The organism is Leucobacter faecis (genome assembly GCF_054456695.2).
In genome coordinates, this window is the sequence record NZ_JBTJER020000010.1 from 78,879 (window position 1) to 94,769 (window position 15,891).

Sequence of the window (15,891 nt, forward strand, 5' to 3'; positions counted from 1 at the left end):
CGCCACCCCAGCACCACTGAAAACAAGAAAACGGGCCGGAATCCCGAAGAATTCCGACCCGTTTTCGTATTTCGTGAACTGGGAGCCTCACATTTCGTGAAACACCCCTCGTGCGCGAAGGGGGACTTGAACCCCCACGCCCTTGCGGGCACTGGCACCTGAAGCCAGCGCGTCTGCCATTCCGCCACTCGCGCGAGTTTGTCTTCTTCACCGTCTCCGGTTCAGGCAACTCCCCCAGCTTAGCAGAACATTACGCCTCACACCAAAGCGGGCTAAACTGCAAAGACACCACGAGATATTTCGTAGAGAGCGAGGAGGGCACGTGGGTTTTCTAGACAGCGTAGAACGCAGCCTCGAACGGGCCGTCAACGGCGCTTTTGCGCGCACCTTCCGCTCGGGCGTGCAGCCCGTAGAGATCGCCTCAGCCATCAAGCGCGAGCTCGATATTGGTGCGGTAGTTGTTGACCGCGACCGCGTGTTGGCCCCCAACAAGTTTGTTGTGCGAGTGTCAGACAAAGACGCCGCCCGCCTCCAGGCCCTCGGGTCGACCCTCGAACAAGAGCTGCGCGGCGTCGTCATGAAGCACGCGAAGCGGCAGAGCTACCAACTCCTCGGCGAAGCCGATGTCGAGGTGCGGGCCGACCACGCACTCACGCAGGGCGTGCTCGAGGTCGACGCCACCCGCGTCGAGGGCGCAGTCGACTGGGTCGCGGCGATCGACGTCGACGGTGTGCGCCACGAACTGAAACGCGGCACCACGACCGTCGGCCGCGGCAGCGACTGCGGCATTCAGATCGGTGACAGTGCGGCCTCACGCCAGCATCTGCAGCTGATCTGGGACGGCACGGCCGGCCTCGCCCGTGACCTTGGCTCAACCAACGGTTCGAAGATTAACGGCGAGCGCTTCCGCGAAGCCGCCCTCTCCCCCGGTATTGTGATCACGATCGGGCAAACGGCGCTCCAGTTTCAACTGGTGCCCGGGCGCACGAGCGGGAGCACCGCCGCACCTCGCCCAGCGAGCGCGGTCGGTGGGCAGGCAAGTGCGCCTCGCCCCACGAGCACCCCCGCACCAGAACCTCGAAGCACCAGGCCCGCTACCGGGACCGCAGGCGATAAGCCGGGCATCGACCAAGACTTTTGGAGTGGCCTGTGAGCGATCTCACCCTCTTAATACTGCGTATTGGCCTGCTGCTCGTGTTGTGGGCGTTTATCTTTGCGATCGTGTACGCACTGCGCAGCGACCTGTTCGGTGCCCCCGTGCGCAAACTCAAGGGCGACACTGGCCCGCACGTGCAGCCGATCGTGTCGCCGAGCCCGGCCGGCCAAGCCCCCGTGGCGGCCGCACCCATCATGGCCGCAGCCGCTTCGCCGGGCGCCGCGACCGGCCTCGCGCTCACCGGCCCGCTCGGCGCCCCGACGGCTCCCGCCGCAGGCTCCCCCGGGTTCCCCGGCGGCCCCGTGGTCACGCCCAGCGGTGGCGCCCTGCCATCTGCGGGCGGATCCGGCGCGCCCAAGAACCTAGTGATCACGACGGGCGTGGCAGCGGGCACATCGATTCCCCTCGACGAGCACATCTTCACGATTGGCCGTTCGAGCGACTCCACCCTCGTCATTGTTGACGAGTACACCTCGACGTACCACGCGCGCCTCGCACTCACCGGCGGCGAGTGGATTCTCACCGACCTCGACTCGACCAACGGCACGCGCCTCGACGGTGCGCGCGTGACGAAGCCTGTGCCCGTGCCACCGTTCACCCCGGTGACGATCGGCACGACGACCTTCGAGCTGAGGCCATAGGCGTGACGGTTAGTTTCGACAGCGCCATCGGCTCACACGTGGGCATGGTGCGCTCCAACAACCAGGACTCTGGCTTCGCTGGCGGGCAACTGTTTCTCGTCGCCGACGGCATGGGCGGCCACGCGGGTGGCGACGTCGCCTCGGCCATCACCACGAAGGCGATGGCGGCGCTCGACACCGAGCCCGCAGGCGCCCCGGCAGCCGCGGCCTCGCGCATGCGCCACGCGCTGCTCGAAACGAACGCGAAGCTGCGCGCGACAGTGCGCGACCGACCCGAGCTCGCCGGCATGGGCACCACCTTCGTCGGGTTTCTCACGATCGATGACAAGCTCGCGCTCGCGCACATTGGCGACTCACGGCTCTACCTGCTGCGCGACAACACGCTGCGGCAGATCACGCACGACCACACGTTTGTGCAGCGCCTCGTCGACAGCGGCAAGATCACCGAAGAAGAAGCCAAGACGCACCCGCGCCGCTCGGTGCTGATGCGCGTGCTCGGTGACGTCGACTCCTCACCGCAGATCGACACCGAGGTGCTCGACACCCGGCCCGGCGATGTCTGGCTGCTGTGCTCAGACGGCCTCTGTGGCTACGTCGAAGACCCCGATATCGAAAAGATTTTGCGCCGCCGCACCTCGCTGCAAGACGGCGTAGACCGGCTCATCGACAAGAGCCTCGCGCACGGCGCCCCCGACAACGTCACCGTCGTGCTCGTCGAAACGACCGAGGCGCCCGCGTTCGACCCCAATTCGACTACCGAGCTCCCTCGCGGCGAGCAGCGCTTCGCCGGCTCTGCCGCAAGCTCGCCCGAGCCCCGCGACGGCACCATGTCGACCGCGCGCACGCGGCTCATGGGCCGCCGCTCGATTCGTCGCGCCCCCGTCGTCGAGGAGAGCCACTTCGAGCCCCGCGTCGACGAGTATCTCGCCGAACTCATCGCCGAGACACGCCGGCGCAACCGCAACCGCAGGCTCCTGTGGGCGGTCGGCGGTCTGTGTGTGCTGCTTGCGATCGGCGGCGCGCTGCTGTTTGGCTACCAGTGGACCCAAACCCGCTATTTTGTGGGTACCGACGGCCAAAACGTCATCATCTACCGCGGCGTGCAGCAAGACCTCGGCTCGTTCTCGCTGCACTCTGAAGCCGAAGACACGGGCATTCCGCTCGACCAGCTCGACGGGCTCGAGCAGCGCCAGGTCGAACGCACCCTGAGCGCGGGCTCGCTCGACGAGGCGCGCGAGATTGTGCTGCGATTGGGGCCCATCAATGAGTAGCAAAGAACCACGCTCATTCGAGAAGACGCGCACGAGTGAAACAGTGCTGCACCGGATCACCGCGCTGCGCGCGCCCCGGCTGCTGCTCGGTCTCGAGCTCTCGCTGCTGATCTTCGCGATCGCGATCGGCGTGGGCGCCGTCATGATCATCGACCTCACCATCAAGGGTGAACTATCGACCGACCTGGTGCCAGCGGGTGCCCTGTTCGTTGCGAGCCTCTTTGCGCTGCACATCGTGATCCGGCGCGTCGCGCCAGATGCCGACTCGCTCATCATGCCGATTGCGGCCTTTTTGAACATGCTGGGCATCGCGATGATCTATCGCATCGACCTCGCCCGCGGCGCGGTCGACTGGAACTCAACCTCGGTACGTCAGCTCGTGTGGTCGTCAGTCGCGGTCGTCGCCGCGATCATCGTGCTGCTGGTGATTCGCAATCACATCGTGCTGTTTCGCTACACGTATCTCACAGGCTTGGGCGCCGTGATCTTGCTGCTCATGCCGATGCTGCCCATCGTGGGGCAAGAAATCAACGGCGCACGCGTCTGGATTCACATCGGCGGGTTCTCGTTTCAGCCCGGTGAGATCGCCAAGATCTTGCTGGCGATTTTCTTCGCTGGCTACCTCGTGCAGAGTCGCGACTCGCTCGCGATGGTGGGCAAGAAGATTCTTGGGATCCGGTTTCCGCGAGCCCGCGACCTCGGCCCGCTGCTCGTGTTCTGGCTCGCCGCGATGAGCGTGCTCGTGTTTCAGCGCGACCTGGGCACCTCGCTGCTCTACTTCGGCCTGTTTCTGTCGATGCTGTACCTCGCCACGGGCCGGGTGGGCTGGGTTATCTTGGGCGTGGGGCTGTTTCTCGCGGGCGGCATCTTCGCGAGCCAGACCCTCGACTATGTCACCAACCGGTTTAACAACTGGCTCAACCCGTTTGCCGACCCTTTTGGGGGCGGCCACCAGATGGTCAACGGCCTCTTTGGGCTCGCCAATGGCGGCATGACCGGCACGGGCCTTGGCCAGGGGTACCCCGAGCTGACGACGTTCGCACAGAGCGACTACATTTTTGCGAGCCTCGGCGAAGAGCTCGGCCTGGTGGGCCTGTTCGTGGTCCTTGCGGCATACCTGCTGCTCATTGGCCGCGGCCTGCGCATTGGTTTTGCTGGCCAAGACGACTTTGGCAAACTGCTGGCGGCTGGCCTCGCGTTCTCGCTCGCCCTGCAGGTCTTCATCGTCGTCGGCGGCATCACCCGCGTGATTCCGCTCACCGGCCTAACGGCGCCGTTTCTCGCGGCCGGTGGTTCGTCACTCGTCTCGAACTGGATCATCATCGCACTGCTGATCTTGCTCTCGGGCTCTATTCGTAACCGACCGAAGCTGGTGATCCGCGCATGAACAAGCAGTTGAAGGCGCTCACACGCACCATTTTCGCGATGTTTCTCGTGCTGTTTTTTGCGGTCACGATGATTCAGGTGGTGCAGGCAGACGATCTGCGCGCAAACGAGATCAACACCCGCACGCTCAAGAACAGCTACCTGATCGAGCGCGGCTCGATTCTGGTGGGCGGCGACCCCGTCGCGTATTCGACACCCACCGGCGACGACTACCGCTATGTGCGGCAGTACTCGGCGGGCGACCTGTACGCGCCGATCACGGGCTATTTCTCGCACACACAGGGCATGAGCGGGCTCGAGCAGGCGATGAACCAGGATCTAACGGGCACGAGCGGTGCGCAGTTCTTTAGTCGCCTCTTGAACACCATCAACGGTGTTGCCCCGCAGGGCAGCTCGGTGCAGACCACGATTGAGGCGAAGGTACAGGAGGCCGCCGCCGCCGCGATGGCCGAGCTGGGTGTCGAGGGCGCGGTCGTCGCGATTAAACCCGCGACCGGCCAGATTCTCGCGATGACGTCGACGCCCAGCTTCGACCCCAACGTGCTGTCAGGCAACAACGACGCCGAGATCATCACCAACTACCGCCAGCTCGAAGAAGACCCGGCGCGGCCGCTCTCAAACCGGGCGATCGCGGGCGACATGTACCACCCCGGATCGGTGTACAAGCTGCTCGTCGCGGCCGAAGCCATCGAGTCTGGCGAGGCGACCCCGACAACGACCTTCGACAACCCGGCCGAGTTGAAGCTGCCCGGGTCGACCGCGGTAATGCAGAACGCATCACGCACCACCTGTGGATCAGATAAGAAGGCGACCCTCGAGCAGGCGATCGTGATGTCGTGCAATATTCCCATCGCTGAGCTTGCGATGAGCATGGACCCAGACGCTGTGCCCAACATGGCGAAGGCGTTTGGATTCGAACAAGAGGTGCAGATCCCGTTGAAGGTGACGCCGAGCGTGTCGCCCGTGCCCGAAGATAAGGCGCAGACCGCGCTCGCGTCGATCGGCCAGCTCGATGTGCGCTCGACCCCCCTGCAGATCGCTCTTGTTTCTGCGGGCATCGCGAACGGTGGCACGGTGATGAAGCCCCAGCTCGTCGATAAGGTGATCACGCCCGATCTGCGCGTCGAACGCGAGTTTGCCCCCGAAGAGCTCTCGAAACCCATCTCAGAGAAAACTGCCGAGGCAGTTGCTGGGATGATGGAGAAGGGCGTGTCTGACCCGCAGGGGCTCGCACAGAAGGCGGGCATCGACGGGGTGCGGGTGGCCGGTAAGACGGGCACCGCCGAGAACGGTGTAGACGCCGACGGGAATGACCTGCCGTTTACGCTGTGGTTCACGGGCTTCGCGCCGGTGGACGACCCCGAGGTCGCGGTAGCCGTAGTCATCGAGAACGGTGGCGGCGCAAACTTTAATTTTGAGGGCGGATCATTCGATCTCCCCACAGCTGTCGGAAAACGAGTAATGGAAGCGGTGTTGAGCGAATGAGGCCATCGGCTGGGATCACATTCGGCGGGCGCTACGAGCTGAGCTCACGGGTCGCTGTAGGCGGCATGGGCGAGGTTTGGAAGGCGAGCGACAGCATTATCGGGCGCACCGTCGCCATCAAGATCCTCAAGGACGAATATATGGGGGACCCCGGGTTCCTCGAACGCTTCCGCGCCGAGGCGCGCCACGCGGCCCTCGTCAACCACGAGGGCATCGCGAACGTCTTTGACTACGGCGAAGAGCAGGGCTCGGCCTACATCGTGATGGAGCTCGTGCCCGGCGAGCCGCTGTCTGCGATCATCGAACGCGAGGGCCGGATCCCTGCCAACCGCGTACTCGGTATCGTTGCGCAGACGGCCACCTCGCTGCAGGCGGCCCACGATGCGGGTCTCGTGCACCGTGACATTAAGCCCGGCAACCTGCTGATCACGCCCGAGGGGCGCGTCAAAATCACCGACTTCGGGATCGCGCGCATCGCCGACCAGGTGCCCCTCACCGCCACCGGTCAGGTCATGGGCACGGTGCAGTACCTCGCGCCCGAGCAGGCGAGCGGTCACACGGCGACGCCGGCGACCGACGTGTACTCGCTCGGTATCGTCGCGTACGAGTGCCTCGCGGGTAAGCGCCCCTTCACCGGCGAATCGCAGGTGGCGATCGCGATGGCGCAGATCAATGACACCCCGCCCGAGCTGCCCGCCGATGTGCCCGAGCACGTGCGCAACCTCGTCTACGCGTGCCTCGCGAAAGACGCGAGCGGTCGCCCCGAGACGGCGGCGAAGCTCGCGCAGGCTGCCACCGCGCTGCACCGGGGTGACGTGCAGCTCGCGGCCAGCTATGTGCCGCAGGTGATGGGGGCGCAGGATCCGGCCACGATGGTCATGCCGAGCATGCCGGGCGATGACGCGCCCACGACCGCCCTGCCGCAGACGACCGCGCTGCCGGGGCAGGCTGCCGAGGGCAGCCCGCTCGGAGGCGACCTCACCGATCTACCCGAAGACGGCGAAGAGCCCGCGAAGAAGAAGCGCAGTCCCTGGACCTGGCCGCTGATCACGCTGCTCGCGCTGCTGCTCGTCGTGGGCGGCGGCACCGTGTTCGCGCTTATGTCTGGCGGCGATAAGGAGCCGGTCGATTCGTCTGAGACGACGAAACCAAAGCCGAAGCCCGAAGACAAGAAGCCCACGACGGCCGAGGTTGACGCGGCCGTGCTCGAGGGCATGAACGTTGACGAGGCTGTGGCGTACCTGACCGAACTGGGTTTCACCGATGTGCGCACGGTAGCTGGCGAGGCTGTGCCCTCGGAGCAGGCGAACAGGGTCACAAAGGTGAACCCCACCGGCAAGAAGGTGCCGTTCTCGCAGACGATCACGCTTACGTATTCGGTGCCGTTTGGCGTGATTTCGGCCCCCGCTACGCCATCGGGCCCGGCGACCGTCAAGGTGGGCGAGACGTTTACGGTGCAGAACATTTCGGGTTCGTGCCCCACGCCGCTGCAGGTGAACAACTACGTCATCACCACCAACGAGAATGGCCAGCGCGAAGGTGATGTTGCGGGCGGCAGCGTACAGGTGAAGGCGACGGCCGCAGGCACACTCACCCTGACCTACACGTTTGACTGCACCGACGGTTCGTTCCGTGCGACATCGCCCGTGTCTGAGACGCTCTCGATCACGGTTGAGTCGGCAGACGATTCCAAGTCGGACTCCGACGCCGACGCAGACTCGTCGGGCAGCTCGAGTACTGCTTCGAACAGCGGCTCGAGCGGCACCGGTACCACCGCAGGCGGTAGCAGCGGTGCCGACAGCGATAACTAACCCGTGACACAACAGGCCGCGCGGCCTGTTGTGGGTATCGCCCAGCGCCAGCCCACTACACTTAGAGCAGTCCAATGAGCACAGAAGAGGTGGATATGGCTGAGACGACCGACGCTGGCGGGCAGCGGATCCTCGCTGGGCGCTACGCCATCGGTGAGTTCATCGGCCAGGGTGGCATGGCCACCGTCTACCGCGGCACGGACACGAAGCTCGGTCGTCAGGTGGCGATCAAGATCATGAAGGCCGATCTGGCACATGATGAACAGTTTCGCTCACGCTTTCGCCAGGAGGCTCGCTCGGCCTCACGCATGGCCCACCCAACCGTCGTGCGCGTCTTCGACGCCGGCGCCGACCTGATTCAAACGGCCGACGGCCCCAAGCAGTTGCCCTTCATTGTGATGGAGTACGTCGAGGGCACCAACCTGCGTCAGCTCGCCGCAGAGTCAGAGCTGACGCAGGCCGAGATCTGCCGTGTCGTCGACTCGGTGTTGACGGCGCTCGAATACTCACACCGTGCCGGCATTGTGCACCGCGACATTAAGCCCGCCAACATCATGATCACCACGACCGGCCAGGTCAAGGTGATGGATTTTGGTATTGCCCGCGCCGTCTCAGAGACGTCGTCGACGCTGCAGCAGACGACCGCCATTTTGGGTACCGCGGCGTATTTTTCGCCCGAGCAGGCCAAGGGCGAGTCGATCGACGCTCGCACCGACCTGTATTCCACGGCGATCTTGCTGTACGAACTGCTCGCGGGCGAAGTACCCTTCCGTGGTGACACCGCGGTGGCCGTCGCCTACCAGCATGTCAGCGAGCGGCCCACGCCGCCCAGCGAGATCAACGCTAACGTGCCCCCTGAACTCGACCGGGTAGTGCTCTACGGTCTTGCAAAGGACCGCGCAAAGCGGTTTCAGACCGCCGCTGAGTTTCGTGACGCACTGCGCACCGCCGCGAGCGGCGAAATGCCTAAGCTCACCGTACCCGGTCAAGACGCGCTGCTCTTTTCGGGCGGCGAGGAGGTCTCTGAGTCAGACCTTGCGCTGCGCCAGCTGGCAGAGGGTGGCGGCACCCGCACCCAGAGCCGCCCGCCGGTCATGTGGACCTGGGCGGGGATCCTCACCGTCGGTGCCGTCATTATCGCCGTCGTGTTTTGGCTCGTAACACTCGCGCCACAACAGTTTCTGCCAGACACCTCACGCGAGGTGCCCGTGCTCGAAGATGTGCCGCGCACGACGGCGCTCGACACGCTCAAAGCGCAAGACCTCAAACCGATTCAGGTTGAAGAAACGAACGAAGAGATCGCCGCGGGCCACGTCATTGGCACCGACCCGAAACCGGGCACGATGCTCAACGTGGGCGACACGATTCAGGTGTTCATTTCGACCGGCCCGGTGACCGCCACGGTACCCGAGATCGACCGCATGTCGGTGACCGAGTACACCAAGGCCATCGAAGACCTGGGGCTCACTGTGGGCTTGGTTACGACGGTCGATGATCCGGTGCAAAAGAAAGACCGCGTGCTGGGTGTCGTGCCCGAGCCCGGTACGAAGCTCGAGTCGGGCTCGAGCGTCGAGATTCGCGTCTCGAGCGGGTTCATTCAGATTCCCGATGTGCAGGGCCAGCCGCTCGACTTCACGAAGTCGACGCTCGACGGCCTGGGCATCGAGGTGACCTACACCGATGAGCCGTGCCCCATGGAGCCGAGCTTTCCGATCATCTCGCAGTCAGTTGTGGGCACGCAGGAGCAGGGCACCAAGCTCGAGCTCAAGTACTGCTCGGGCTAACAGCCGCCCGCAGGCTCATGAAGAAGCCCTGCACGCTACCTTGTTGATAGCGTGCAGGGCTTCTTCACGTGGGCGCCCGCGCTACTGGGCGGTAATGAGCGGCGAGAGCGCCTTGGCGCGCTCCGCTGCGCCCTTCACGCCCACAATCTCGAGCCAGTTGCCAAACTGCTGGTAGCCGCCCTCGGTGAGCACCGACTCGGGGTGGTACTGCACGCCAAAAATGGGCCGCTCGCGGTGCCGCAGCGCCATCACGATACCGTTCTCGGTCTCAGCGGTAATCTCGAGCACCTCGGGCACAGTGTCGCGCACGACAGCGAGCGAGTGGTACCGGGTCGCGTCAAACCAGTCGGGCACGCCCGCAAAGAACACGTCGCCCGTGTGGTGCACGCGCGACACCTTGCCGTGCATCAGCTCTTCGGCGTGCGTCACCGTCGCACCGAGCGCCTCAGCGATCGCCTGGTGCCCCAGGCAGACCCCCAGAAGTGGCACGCCGGTGCGCAGCGCGATCTCGATCATGGGAATCGACAGGCCAGCCTCGGCGGGCGTGCCCGGCCCGGGCGACACAAGCACCCCATCGAACTCGGCGAGCGAGTGTTCAAGCTCGCCCACGCTCAGGTCGTCGTTACGAATCACGTGCACGCTCGCACCGAGCTGCTGCAGGTACCCCGCGATCGTATAGACGAAGCTGTCGTAGTTATCGATCACCAAAATGCGTGTCATGTTCCGACCGTCACTTCTTCTTCAGGGAGCTGCAGCGCAACCCACGGGTACACATATTCAATAAGGGCGTACACAACCGCCGCGAGGGCAACCAGCAGCACGATCACGCGCAGCCACGCGGGCCCCGGAAAAAATCGCCACAGCATCGAGAACATTACTCTTGGTCACCTCTCTTGGCCTGCGTCGCCTCCATGGTCGGGTTTAGCGCGACAAGCTCGGCCGGCGGGCCTTGGCTGCGCGGCTGGAACCCCTCAAACACTGAGTACGCGATCGCGCGCTCATCGCTGCCCGCCATCTTGGGATGGCACGTCGTGAGGGTCAGAATCTGGTCGTCGCCCACGGCCGCCTCGAGACGCGGAAATGGGTTGAGCACATCAACCTCGTCGGGCAGCACATACTCGGTCGACCGGTAGCGGTACGTGTACCAGCCCTCGGCGGTCTCGACGAACAGGGGGTCACCCACGCGCAGGTTCATCACCTCGCGAAACGAGTTAATGAGAGGGCCGGATCGGTGCCCCGCGAGCACGAAATTGCCCGGCTCACCGGGCATCTGCGTCATCTCGTAGTGACCGATGCCCTTCTCGTCGAGGTTGAGCACCGTCCACCAGTCTGTGGTCTCGGCGACGCGGTTGGCGTAGGTCGTACCGAACGCGGGCACGTGCAGCACCGCGAACACCTCTGAGGCGGCGGGAGCGGTAGCGACGGGCACGACGCCGTCCCACTCGCTCACGGGAGCCTCGTCCCACTTCGCCGAGTCGCTGGCAGACAGTTCGGTCTGCTTCGCGGTCACGGTGACGCCCGTGTGCCAGGGCTGCCACACGATGTAGCCGAAAACGGCGAGGCCCGCCACCAGCAGCAGCTCGCCGATCACCGTTAGCGGGCTTAACCTCGCACGGCGCACGCGGCCCTCACGCTTCTGTTTCACCCCTCCAGTCTAGGGCGCTGGCGCGTATCTTAAGCTCCGTTCCGGGTAGACTCAGAGCATGTCAGCTGCTGGAAAAAACGTAGACAAGCACAAGTCGGGCGACCTTGCTAAGGCGCAGGCCCGCCTCGAACGCCAGGAGGCCCGCAAAGACGCGCCCAACCCGGTGTGGTTCAAGCCGGTAATGTTCGGCTTCATGCTGCTTGGGCTTGTCTGGATCGTGCTCTACTACGTCACGAGCGCGATGCCTACTCCCCTGCCTATTCCCATGCTGGGCGAGGGCAACATCTTTGTCGGCTTCGGCCTCGTGCTCGTGGGCTTTCTCATGACCCCGTGGTGGAAGTAATCTTCACCGCTCAAGTCTTCTAAATCACACGGCTGTAATTCCTCCCCAGGTGGGGACAAACCTGTGGATAACACTGAAGGGCCCGGAGTTTCCTCCGGGCCCTTCAGTGTTTTGTGCGTGCCTGCTGCGCACCCCAGGGATCCGGCGCTAGAGCACCGGCACCACAAAGAACGCGAAGCTCGCGAGTACGAGCGCCGCAGCGATGCCGCCGAGCGCGAGGCCGCGGCTACGCGCCGAGCGGCCGCGCATGTTGAGCAGCACCCACATGGTCGCAGCGCCCGCAATCAGGCCGCCCAGGTGTGCCTGCCACGAGATGTTGGCGCCGGGAATCAGCCCAATGCCAAAGTTGATCGCAACGAGCACGATGAGTGACGTGATGTTGACGCGCGCCGCGCGGTAGGCCACGAGCGTGGCGCCCAGCACACCGAAGATGGCGCCCGAGGCACCCACCGTTGGCATGGATAGCGCCTGAGGATCTGCGTACGACCACAGCATCACGCCGAGCGACCCGCCGAGCCCCGCGATGAGGTAGAGCGCGGCGAACCGCGCCTTGCCCAGCATCTGTTCGAGGTTGCGGCCAAACAGCCATAGAGCATACATATTAAACAGGATGTGAAATATGAAGCCGGTCGAGTGCGTGAACGTCGAGGTCAGCATGCGCCAGGGCTCAAAACCCAGGCCGGGCGGTAGTTCAGCCGGCGGCAGTGAGTACAGCGGCGCGTACCACAGCGCTCGCGTTACCTCGTCAGAGCCGAAGTAGTGGGTCGCGAGCTGCGCAAGGTACACGAGCACGCACAGCGCCATGATCGCGTACGTCACCGGGGTGTCGAGCGCCGCGATGCGGCGGCCCGCTACCCGTGCCTTACGCGTGGCCCGCTGCTTGCCCGAGGGCTGCATTTGGCGCGTGCACTCGGGGCACAGCACCCCCACGGCCGACACCACCTGGCAGTTCGCGCAGATGGTGCGGCCGCAGCGCTGGCACAGCGTGAAACTGTGAGCGCCGGGGTGCCGATAGCAGACGTCGTTCGGTCCGTAAGCTACGCGCTCACCATAGGTCGGTTCGCCTGCCAAGGGTGTGCCTTAGGCCTCGACGATGTCGATGCTTGAGATCACGACATCTTCGACGGGGCGGTCCATGGCGCCGGTGGGTACGGCCGAGATCGTCTCGACGACGGCCTTCGACGCCTCGTCTGCAACCTCACCGAAGATGGTGTGCTTGCCGGTGAGCCACTCGGGTGCGGTGGTCGTGATGAAGAACTGTGAACCGTTGGTGCCTGCGAGGCGGCCGGTCATGTCGGGGCGCTTACCTGCGTTCGCCATGGCGAGCTGGTACTTGCGGTCGAACACGAGCTCGGGGTGAATCTCGTCGTCGAAGTTGTAGCCGGGGCCGCCGGTGCCGGTGCCGGTGGGGTCGCCGCCCTGGATCATGAAGTCCTTGATGATGCGGTGGAAGATGACGCCGTTGTAGAAATCCTTGCCAGCGAGGTCGACAAAGTTCTTGACGGTCTTGGGGGCGTGGTCACCGAAAAGGTTGATGACGATGTCGCCGTGGTTGGTGTGAATAGTTGCAACAGAGGTGTGATTGGTCATTCCCCTAGTGTATGCGGCCCACCCTTCGGTGTAGCGTGGAGTTTACGGAGCGAACTCGCTCGTGGAACAGCCCTGCCAATCGAGGAGGACAGGTATGAAACTCTCACGGAAGCGCCGCCGCGAGCTGCGTCGACTCAAAGGAACGACTCAGGAGCTGCTCGATCAGCAGCGGGTCGTTCTGGGTCACGCTACTGATGTGCTGCAGGAGGCCGGCCGTCAGGCGAAGCACCTGAGCGATGAGCACCTCGCTCCTCGTGTCGATGAGACGCTCGAGAAGGTGCGCCCCGCGGTGAACTGCGGTGTCGCATCGGCGCGTCGCGCGGCAGATAGCGTGCGCCGCGTGTCGACCCCGATCATTGCAGACGCACTCGCGCGCACTATTCGCACGCTTGACGAGCTTGATAACCCCAAGGCCGCCAAGCAGGTACGTGGCTTTGGTGAGCGCAGCGGCTACCTGAAGCCGCAGAAGAAGAAGTCTCGCGCCGGCGGCATCATCGCGATCGGCCTGGGCGTTGCCGCTGCTGCTGGCGTGGGCTACGCGCTGTGGCAGGCGCTGCGCACCGACGACGAGCTGTGGATCGCACCCGAGAACTAGCGGAGTGAGTCGTGGGTACCCAGCCACGACGACAATAAAATATGCGCGACGAATTCCGTTTATGAGCCAGTTATAAGCGGAACTCGCCGCGCATATTTTTTGGAGCCCCTTGAAAACGGGTCAGCGTGCGAGCGCTAGCACCGCTTGAGCGCGGCGCTATTCGCCGGCGGGCCGACTGGCGCGGCGTGATCTGGGTCGCCGCGGGCGCTGCTGAGCCTGTTGTTGGGCCTGCTGGGCCTGCTGGGGTCGCTGCGACGACTGCTGGGCAGTTGTAGTTGTAGGCCCGGTGCCCGGCTGCTGCCCCTGTTTGGCGGGCGGCTTCTGCTTCGCGCCAGGTCGATCTTTAGCCCCAGGTCGATCTTTAGCCCCGGATCTATCTCTCGCTCGCTGTTTTGCGCCCGGTTTTTGACCCTGCTTACCCTCAGACTTTGCGGCCTGCTTAGCGCCCGGCTTCGCAGCGGGTTTAGCCCCCTGCTTAGCGCCTGCTGCACTAGCGCCCGGCTTTGACGCTGGCTTCGCACCCGGCCTGCGCAGGCTAATACCCGCCATGCGCAGGCTCGTCTGCACGAGCGACAGCGTGCGCAGCCCCTTGATTTCGCCAAGTGGCACCCACCGGGCCTCATCAGAGGAGCCCCCGATTTCGTTGCGCAGCGGGCCATCTTTCACGGTCGCACGGTACACAATGCGTATCGTGTGCAGCTCGGGGTCAGTGCCCTCGGGCACCTCTTCGCGCACCATCACGCGCGAGTCGACGCCCAGCAGCTTGCCAACCTTGGCCTCAAGTCCGGTCTCTTCAAATACTTCTCGCACGACGGCATCGCGCGGGTCTTCTCCCGCGTCGAGGCCACCGCCCGGCAGCGTCCATCCGTGCAGGTGGCCACGTCGCCAGTGGGTAAGCAGGATCTTGCCGCGCCGTTCTACCACCGCGTAGGCGGCCACTCGAAGATCCATGGTCTGAGCTTATCTGGTCGCACCCGCTTAGCGGTCGGGCCGCGCGCGGGCGCTTGGCATTGATCCGGATCAATCGTGGCGAACCGCCGCAGCAGCCTCGCGCGCCGCCCAGCCGGTGAGCCAGTGTTCGAGGGCGGCGTAGGCGGCCGCGCGAGGGGCCGCCGCAGAGAGGAACGTGTCGTGCAGTGCGCCGTCGATGCGCAGCATCGTCATTTCGGCGCCGAGCCTGAGGGACGCTTTCGCGACCTCATCGACGTCGAGCACGGTGTCGACGTGCGTGAGTTCGTCGCTCCAGCGCAGTGTGAGGTGCGACTTCGTCGACAGCAGCACAGCGATGGGTTCGGCGATGAAGAGGCCTTGGCTCACCCGCTCGTGCCCATCCAGCACCGCCCGTAACCAGCCCGCGAGCACGGGGTGGCTACGATCGGGGCGCCACTGCGTGTTGAGGGCCGCGTACTCGTCGGCGTTGCCGACTTCGCGCTGCGCGCGCGAGTAGAACCCAGAGTCGATCTGTGGCGCAATGTCGCGCGCGTTGACTCGGGCGCCCAGGTTCACGAGCGGCCGTAGAAGTTGCCGGCCCGCCGACGTGAGTTGAAACTCGAGCCACGGGCTGTTGAGCACGAGCGCGTCGCAGCCGCCGGGGTGCTTGCTCGCCCACAGGCTGAGCACGAGCCCGCCCGTGGAGTGACCGAGCAAGATCAGCTTGCCGTCGCGGTGCCGCTCCCCCGCGTCGGCGCGCATGATCTCGAGGGCCTGGTCGATTTCTTCGTGATAGTCGTCGAGGTCTTCGATGTAGCCGGGCGTTTGGCCCTCGCGCAGGCTGCGGCCGTACTTGCGCAGGTCGAGCGCGTAGAAGCTGGCGCCGCGGCTCGTCCAGAAGGCCGCCAGCTCGCGCTGAAAGAAGTAGTCGGACCAGCCGTGCACGTAGAGCACGCGCGTGCCTTCGAGTAAACGTTTCCCGTGAAACATTTGGGTGAACCAGCCGTGTTTAGCTGGCAGAGCCCGCACGAGCGTGGCTACGAGCGGGCCCTCACTGTCGGCGCCGAGATCGAGGTCGGTGCATTCAAACCCTGCACCCAGAACATCTTCGCGCCACACCGTCATGCCGACAGCATATTGGGTGGATAAGCGCAGGGGGAAGGCTCGAGCCCCACCCGGTCATCCTGATATGGAGATCGATTTGTCAAGTGGGCAGGGGAAAACGCCGCCAGACTGGCTGCCTAGCGGCGTTTC

The 15,891-nt window shown here is 64.6% G+C and carries 16 protein-coding genes and 1 tRNA gene; 9 read left to right on the top strand and 8 right to left on the bottom strand.

Features of this window, described 5'->3' with window-relative positions; all coding sequences use genetic code 11:
- Positions 1-111: 111 nt before the first annotated feature.
- A tRNA-Leu gene (locus tag ACXR2W_RS11405) sits at positions 112-194 on the bottom strand.
- 128 nt (positions 195-322) lie between these two features.
- Here ACXR2W_RS11405 and ACXR2W_RS11410 point away from each other — a divergent pair.
- The 7 genes from ACXR2W_RS11410 (at position 323) to pknB (ending at position 9,534) form a co-directional block, all read left to right on the top strand.
- The gene (locus ACXR2W_RS11410) at positions 323-1,153 is read left to right on the top strand and encodes an FHA domain-containing protein (RefSeq protein WP_458816196.1); all 831 of its coding nucleotides are present in this window, start codon (positions 323-325) and stop codon (positions 1,151-1,153) included.
- The gene (locus tag ACXR2W_RS11415; RefSeq protein WP_458816198.1) at positions 1,150-1,797 is read left to right on the top strand and encodes an FHA domain-containing protein FhaB/FipA; all 648 of its coding nucleotides are present in this window, start codon (positions 1,150-1,152) and stop codon (positions 1,795-1,797) included. The genes ACXR2W_RS11410 and ACXR2W_RS11415 overlap by 4 nt, the downstream gene beginning before the upstream one ends.
- A gap of 2 nt (positions 1,798-1,799) precedes the next feature.
- On the top strand, positions 1,800-3,068 hold the full coding sequence (locus ACXR2W_RS11420) for a PP2C family protein-serine/threonine phosphatase (protein WP_458816200.1): 1,269 nt from the start codon (positions 1,800-1,802) through the stop codon (positions 3,066-3,068).
- Positions 3,061-4,455, top strand: coding sequence for an FtsW/RodA/SpoVE family cell cycle protein (locus tag ACXR2W_RS11425; RefSeq protein WP_458816202.1), 1,395 nt, complete (start codon positions 3,061-3,063; stop codon positions 4,453-4,455). The genes ACXR2W_RS11420 and ACXR2W_RS11425 overlap by 8 nt, the downstream gene beginning before the upstream one ends.
- Complete coding sequence (locus tag ACXR2W_RS11430) at positions 4,452-5,939, top strand: peptidoglycan D,D-transpeptidase FtsI family protein (protein WP_458816204.1); 1,488 nt, start codon at positions 4,452-4,454, stop codon at positions 5,937-5,939. The genes ACXR2W_RS11425 and ACXR2W_RS11430 overlap by 4 nt, the downstream gene beginning before the upstream one ends.
- Positions 5,936-7,750, top strand: a complete 1,815-nt coding sequence (locus tag ACXR2W_RS11435) for a protein kinase domain-containing protein (protein ID WP_458816206.1) — start codon at positions 5,936-5,938, stop codon at positions 7,748-7,750. The genes ACXR2W_RS11430 and ACXR2W_RS11435 overlap by 4 nt, the downstream gene beginning before the upstream one ends.
- A 95-nt stretch (positions 7,751-7,845) precedes the next feature.
- Entirely contained in the window at positions 7,846-9,534 is a 1,689-nt protein-coding gene (gene pknB, locus ACXR2W_RS11440) for a Stk1 family PASTA domain-containing Ser/Thr kinase (RefSeq protein ID WP_458816208.1), read from the top strand.
- 81 nt (positions 9,535-9,615) lie between these two features.
- Here pknB and ACXR2W_RS11445 read toward each other — a convergent pair whose 3' ends face one another.
- From ACXR2W_RS11445 to ACXR2W_RS11455, 3 genes are read right to left on the bottom strand one after another with little or no spacing between them, the layout of a single operon-like run.
- Positions 9,616-10,254: an anthranilate synthase component II gene (locus ACXR2W_RS11445; protein WP_458816209.1), complete on the bottom strand. Its 639-nt coding sequence runs from the start codon at positions 10,252-10,254 to the stop codon at positions 9,616-9,618.
- A complete protein-coding gene (locus ACXR2W_RS11450; protein ID WP_458816210.1) occupies positions 10,251-10,400 on the bottom strand; it encodes a hypothetical protein in 150 nt (49 codons plus the stop codon). The genes ACXR2W_RS11445 and ACXR2W_RS11450 overlap by 4 nt, the downstream gene beginning before the upstream one ends.
- Before the next feature lie 8 nt (positions 10,401-10,408).
- Entirely contained in the window at positions 10,409-11,179 is a 771-nt protein-coding gene (locus ACXR2W_RS11455) for a class E sortase (protein WP_458816212.1), read from the bottom strand.
- Positions 11,180-11,237: 58 nt separating this feature from the next.
- On the opposite strand from ACXR2W_RS11455, the gene ACXR2W_RS11460 reads away from it, so the two are divergent.
- On the top strand, positions 11,238-11,522 hold the full coding sequence (locus ACXR2W_RS11460; protein ID WP_458816214.1) for a cell division protein CrgA: 285 nt from the start codon (positions 11,238-11,240) through the stop codon (positions 11,520-11,522).
- A 147-nt stretch (positions 11,523-11,669) separates the two neighbouring features.
- Here ACXR2W_RS11460 and ACXR2W_RS11465 read toward each other — a convergent pair whose 3' ends face one another.
- Together ACXR2W_RS11465 and ACXR2W_RS11470 are read right to left on the bottom strand one after the other, a co-directional pair.
- Positions 11,670-12,593, bottom strand: coding sequence for a rhomboid family intramembrane serine protease (locus ACXR2W_RS11465; protein ID WP_458816216.1), 924 nt, complete (start codon positions 12,591-12,593; stop codon positions 11,670-11,672).
- 9 nt (positions 12,594-12,602) lie between these two features.
- Positions 12,603-13,112, bottom strand: a complete 510-nt coding sequence (locus ACXR2W_RS11470; protein ID WP_458816218.1) for a peptidylprolyl isomerase — start codon at positions 13,110-13,112, stop codon at positions 12,603-12,605.
- Positions 13,113-13,206: 94 nt separating this feature from the next.
- Between ACXR2W_RS11470 and ACXR2W_RS11475 the strand changes: the two genes are divergently transcribed.
- Positions 13,207-13,707 (top strand): DNA/RNA helicase, encoded by a 501-nt coding sequence (locus ACXR2W_RS11475; protein ID WP_458816220.1) that lies wholly within the window; start codon positions 13,207-13,209, stop codon positions 13,705-13,707.
- A 156-nt stretch (positions 13,708-13,863) separates the two neighbouring features.
- Here ACXR2W_RS11475 and ACXR2W_RS11480 read toward each other — a convergent pair whose 3' ends face one another.
- Positions 13,864-14,658, bottom strand: a complete 795-nt coding sequence (locus ACXR2W_RS11480) for an NUDIX hydrolase (RefSeq protein WP_458816222.1) — start codon at positions 14,656-14,658, stop codon at positions 13,864-13,866.
- A 69-nt stretch (positions 14,659-14,727) separates the two neighbouring features.
- Positions 14,728-15,762 carry an alpha/beta hydrolase gene (locus ACXR2W_RS11485; RefSeq protein WP_458816224.1) on the bottom strand — a complete coding sequence of 345 codons (1,035 nt, stop codon included), beginning with the start codon at positions 15,760-15,762 and terminating at the stop codon, positions 14,728-14,730.
- Positions 15,763-15,891: the final 129 nt, after the last annotated feature.

Bases quoted from the DNA above. Each gene is read 5' to 3' on its own strand.
- ACXR2W_RS11485 (WP_458816224.1), bottom strand. From the start codon at position 15,762: ATGACGGTGTGGCGCGAAGATGTTCTGGGTGCAGGGTTTGAATGCACC.
- pknB (WP_458816208.1), top strand. From the start codon at position 7,846: ATGGCTGAGACGACCGACGCTGGCGGGCAGCGGATCCTCGCTGGGCGC.
- ACXR2W_RS11470 (WP_458816218.1), bottom strand. From the start codon at position 13,112: ATGACCAATCACACCTCTGTTGCAACTATTCACACCAACCACGGCGAC.
- ACXR2W_RS11425 (WP_458816202.1), top strand. From the start codon at position 3,061: ATGAGTAGCAAAGAACCACGCTCATTCGAGAAGACGCGCACGAGTGAA.
- ACXR2W_RS11435 (WP_458816206.1), top strand. From the start codon at position 5,936: ATGAGGCCATCGGCTGGGATCACATTCGGCGGGCGCTACGAGCTGAGC.
- ACXR2W_RS11480 (WP_458816222.1), bottom strand. From the start codon at position 14,658: ATGGATCTTCGAGTGGCCGCCTACGCGGTGGTAGAACGGCGCGGCAAG.
- ACXR2W_RS11460 (WP_458816214.1), top strand. From the start codon at position 11,238: ATGTCAGCTGCTGGAAAAAACGTAGACAAGCACAAGTCGGGCGACCTT.
- ACXR2W_RS11445 (WP_458816209.1), bottom strand. From the start codon at position 10,254: ATGACACGCATTTTGGTGATCGATAACTACGACAGCTTCGTCTATACG.
- ACXR2W_RS11450 (WP_458816210.1), bottom strand. From the start codon at position 10,400: ATGCTGTGGCGATTTTTTCCGGGGCCCGCGTGGCTGCGCGTGATCGTG.
- ACXR2W_RS11475 (WP_458816220.1), top strand. From the start codon at position 13,207: ATGAAACTCTCACGGAAGCGCCGCCGCGAGCTGCGTCGACTCAAAGGA.
- ACXR2W_RS11430 (WP_458816204.1), top strand. From the start codon at position 4,452: ATGAACAAGCAGTTGAAGGCGCTCACACGCACCATTTTCGCGATGTTT.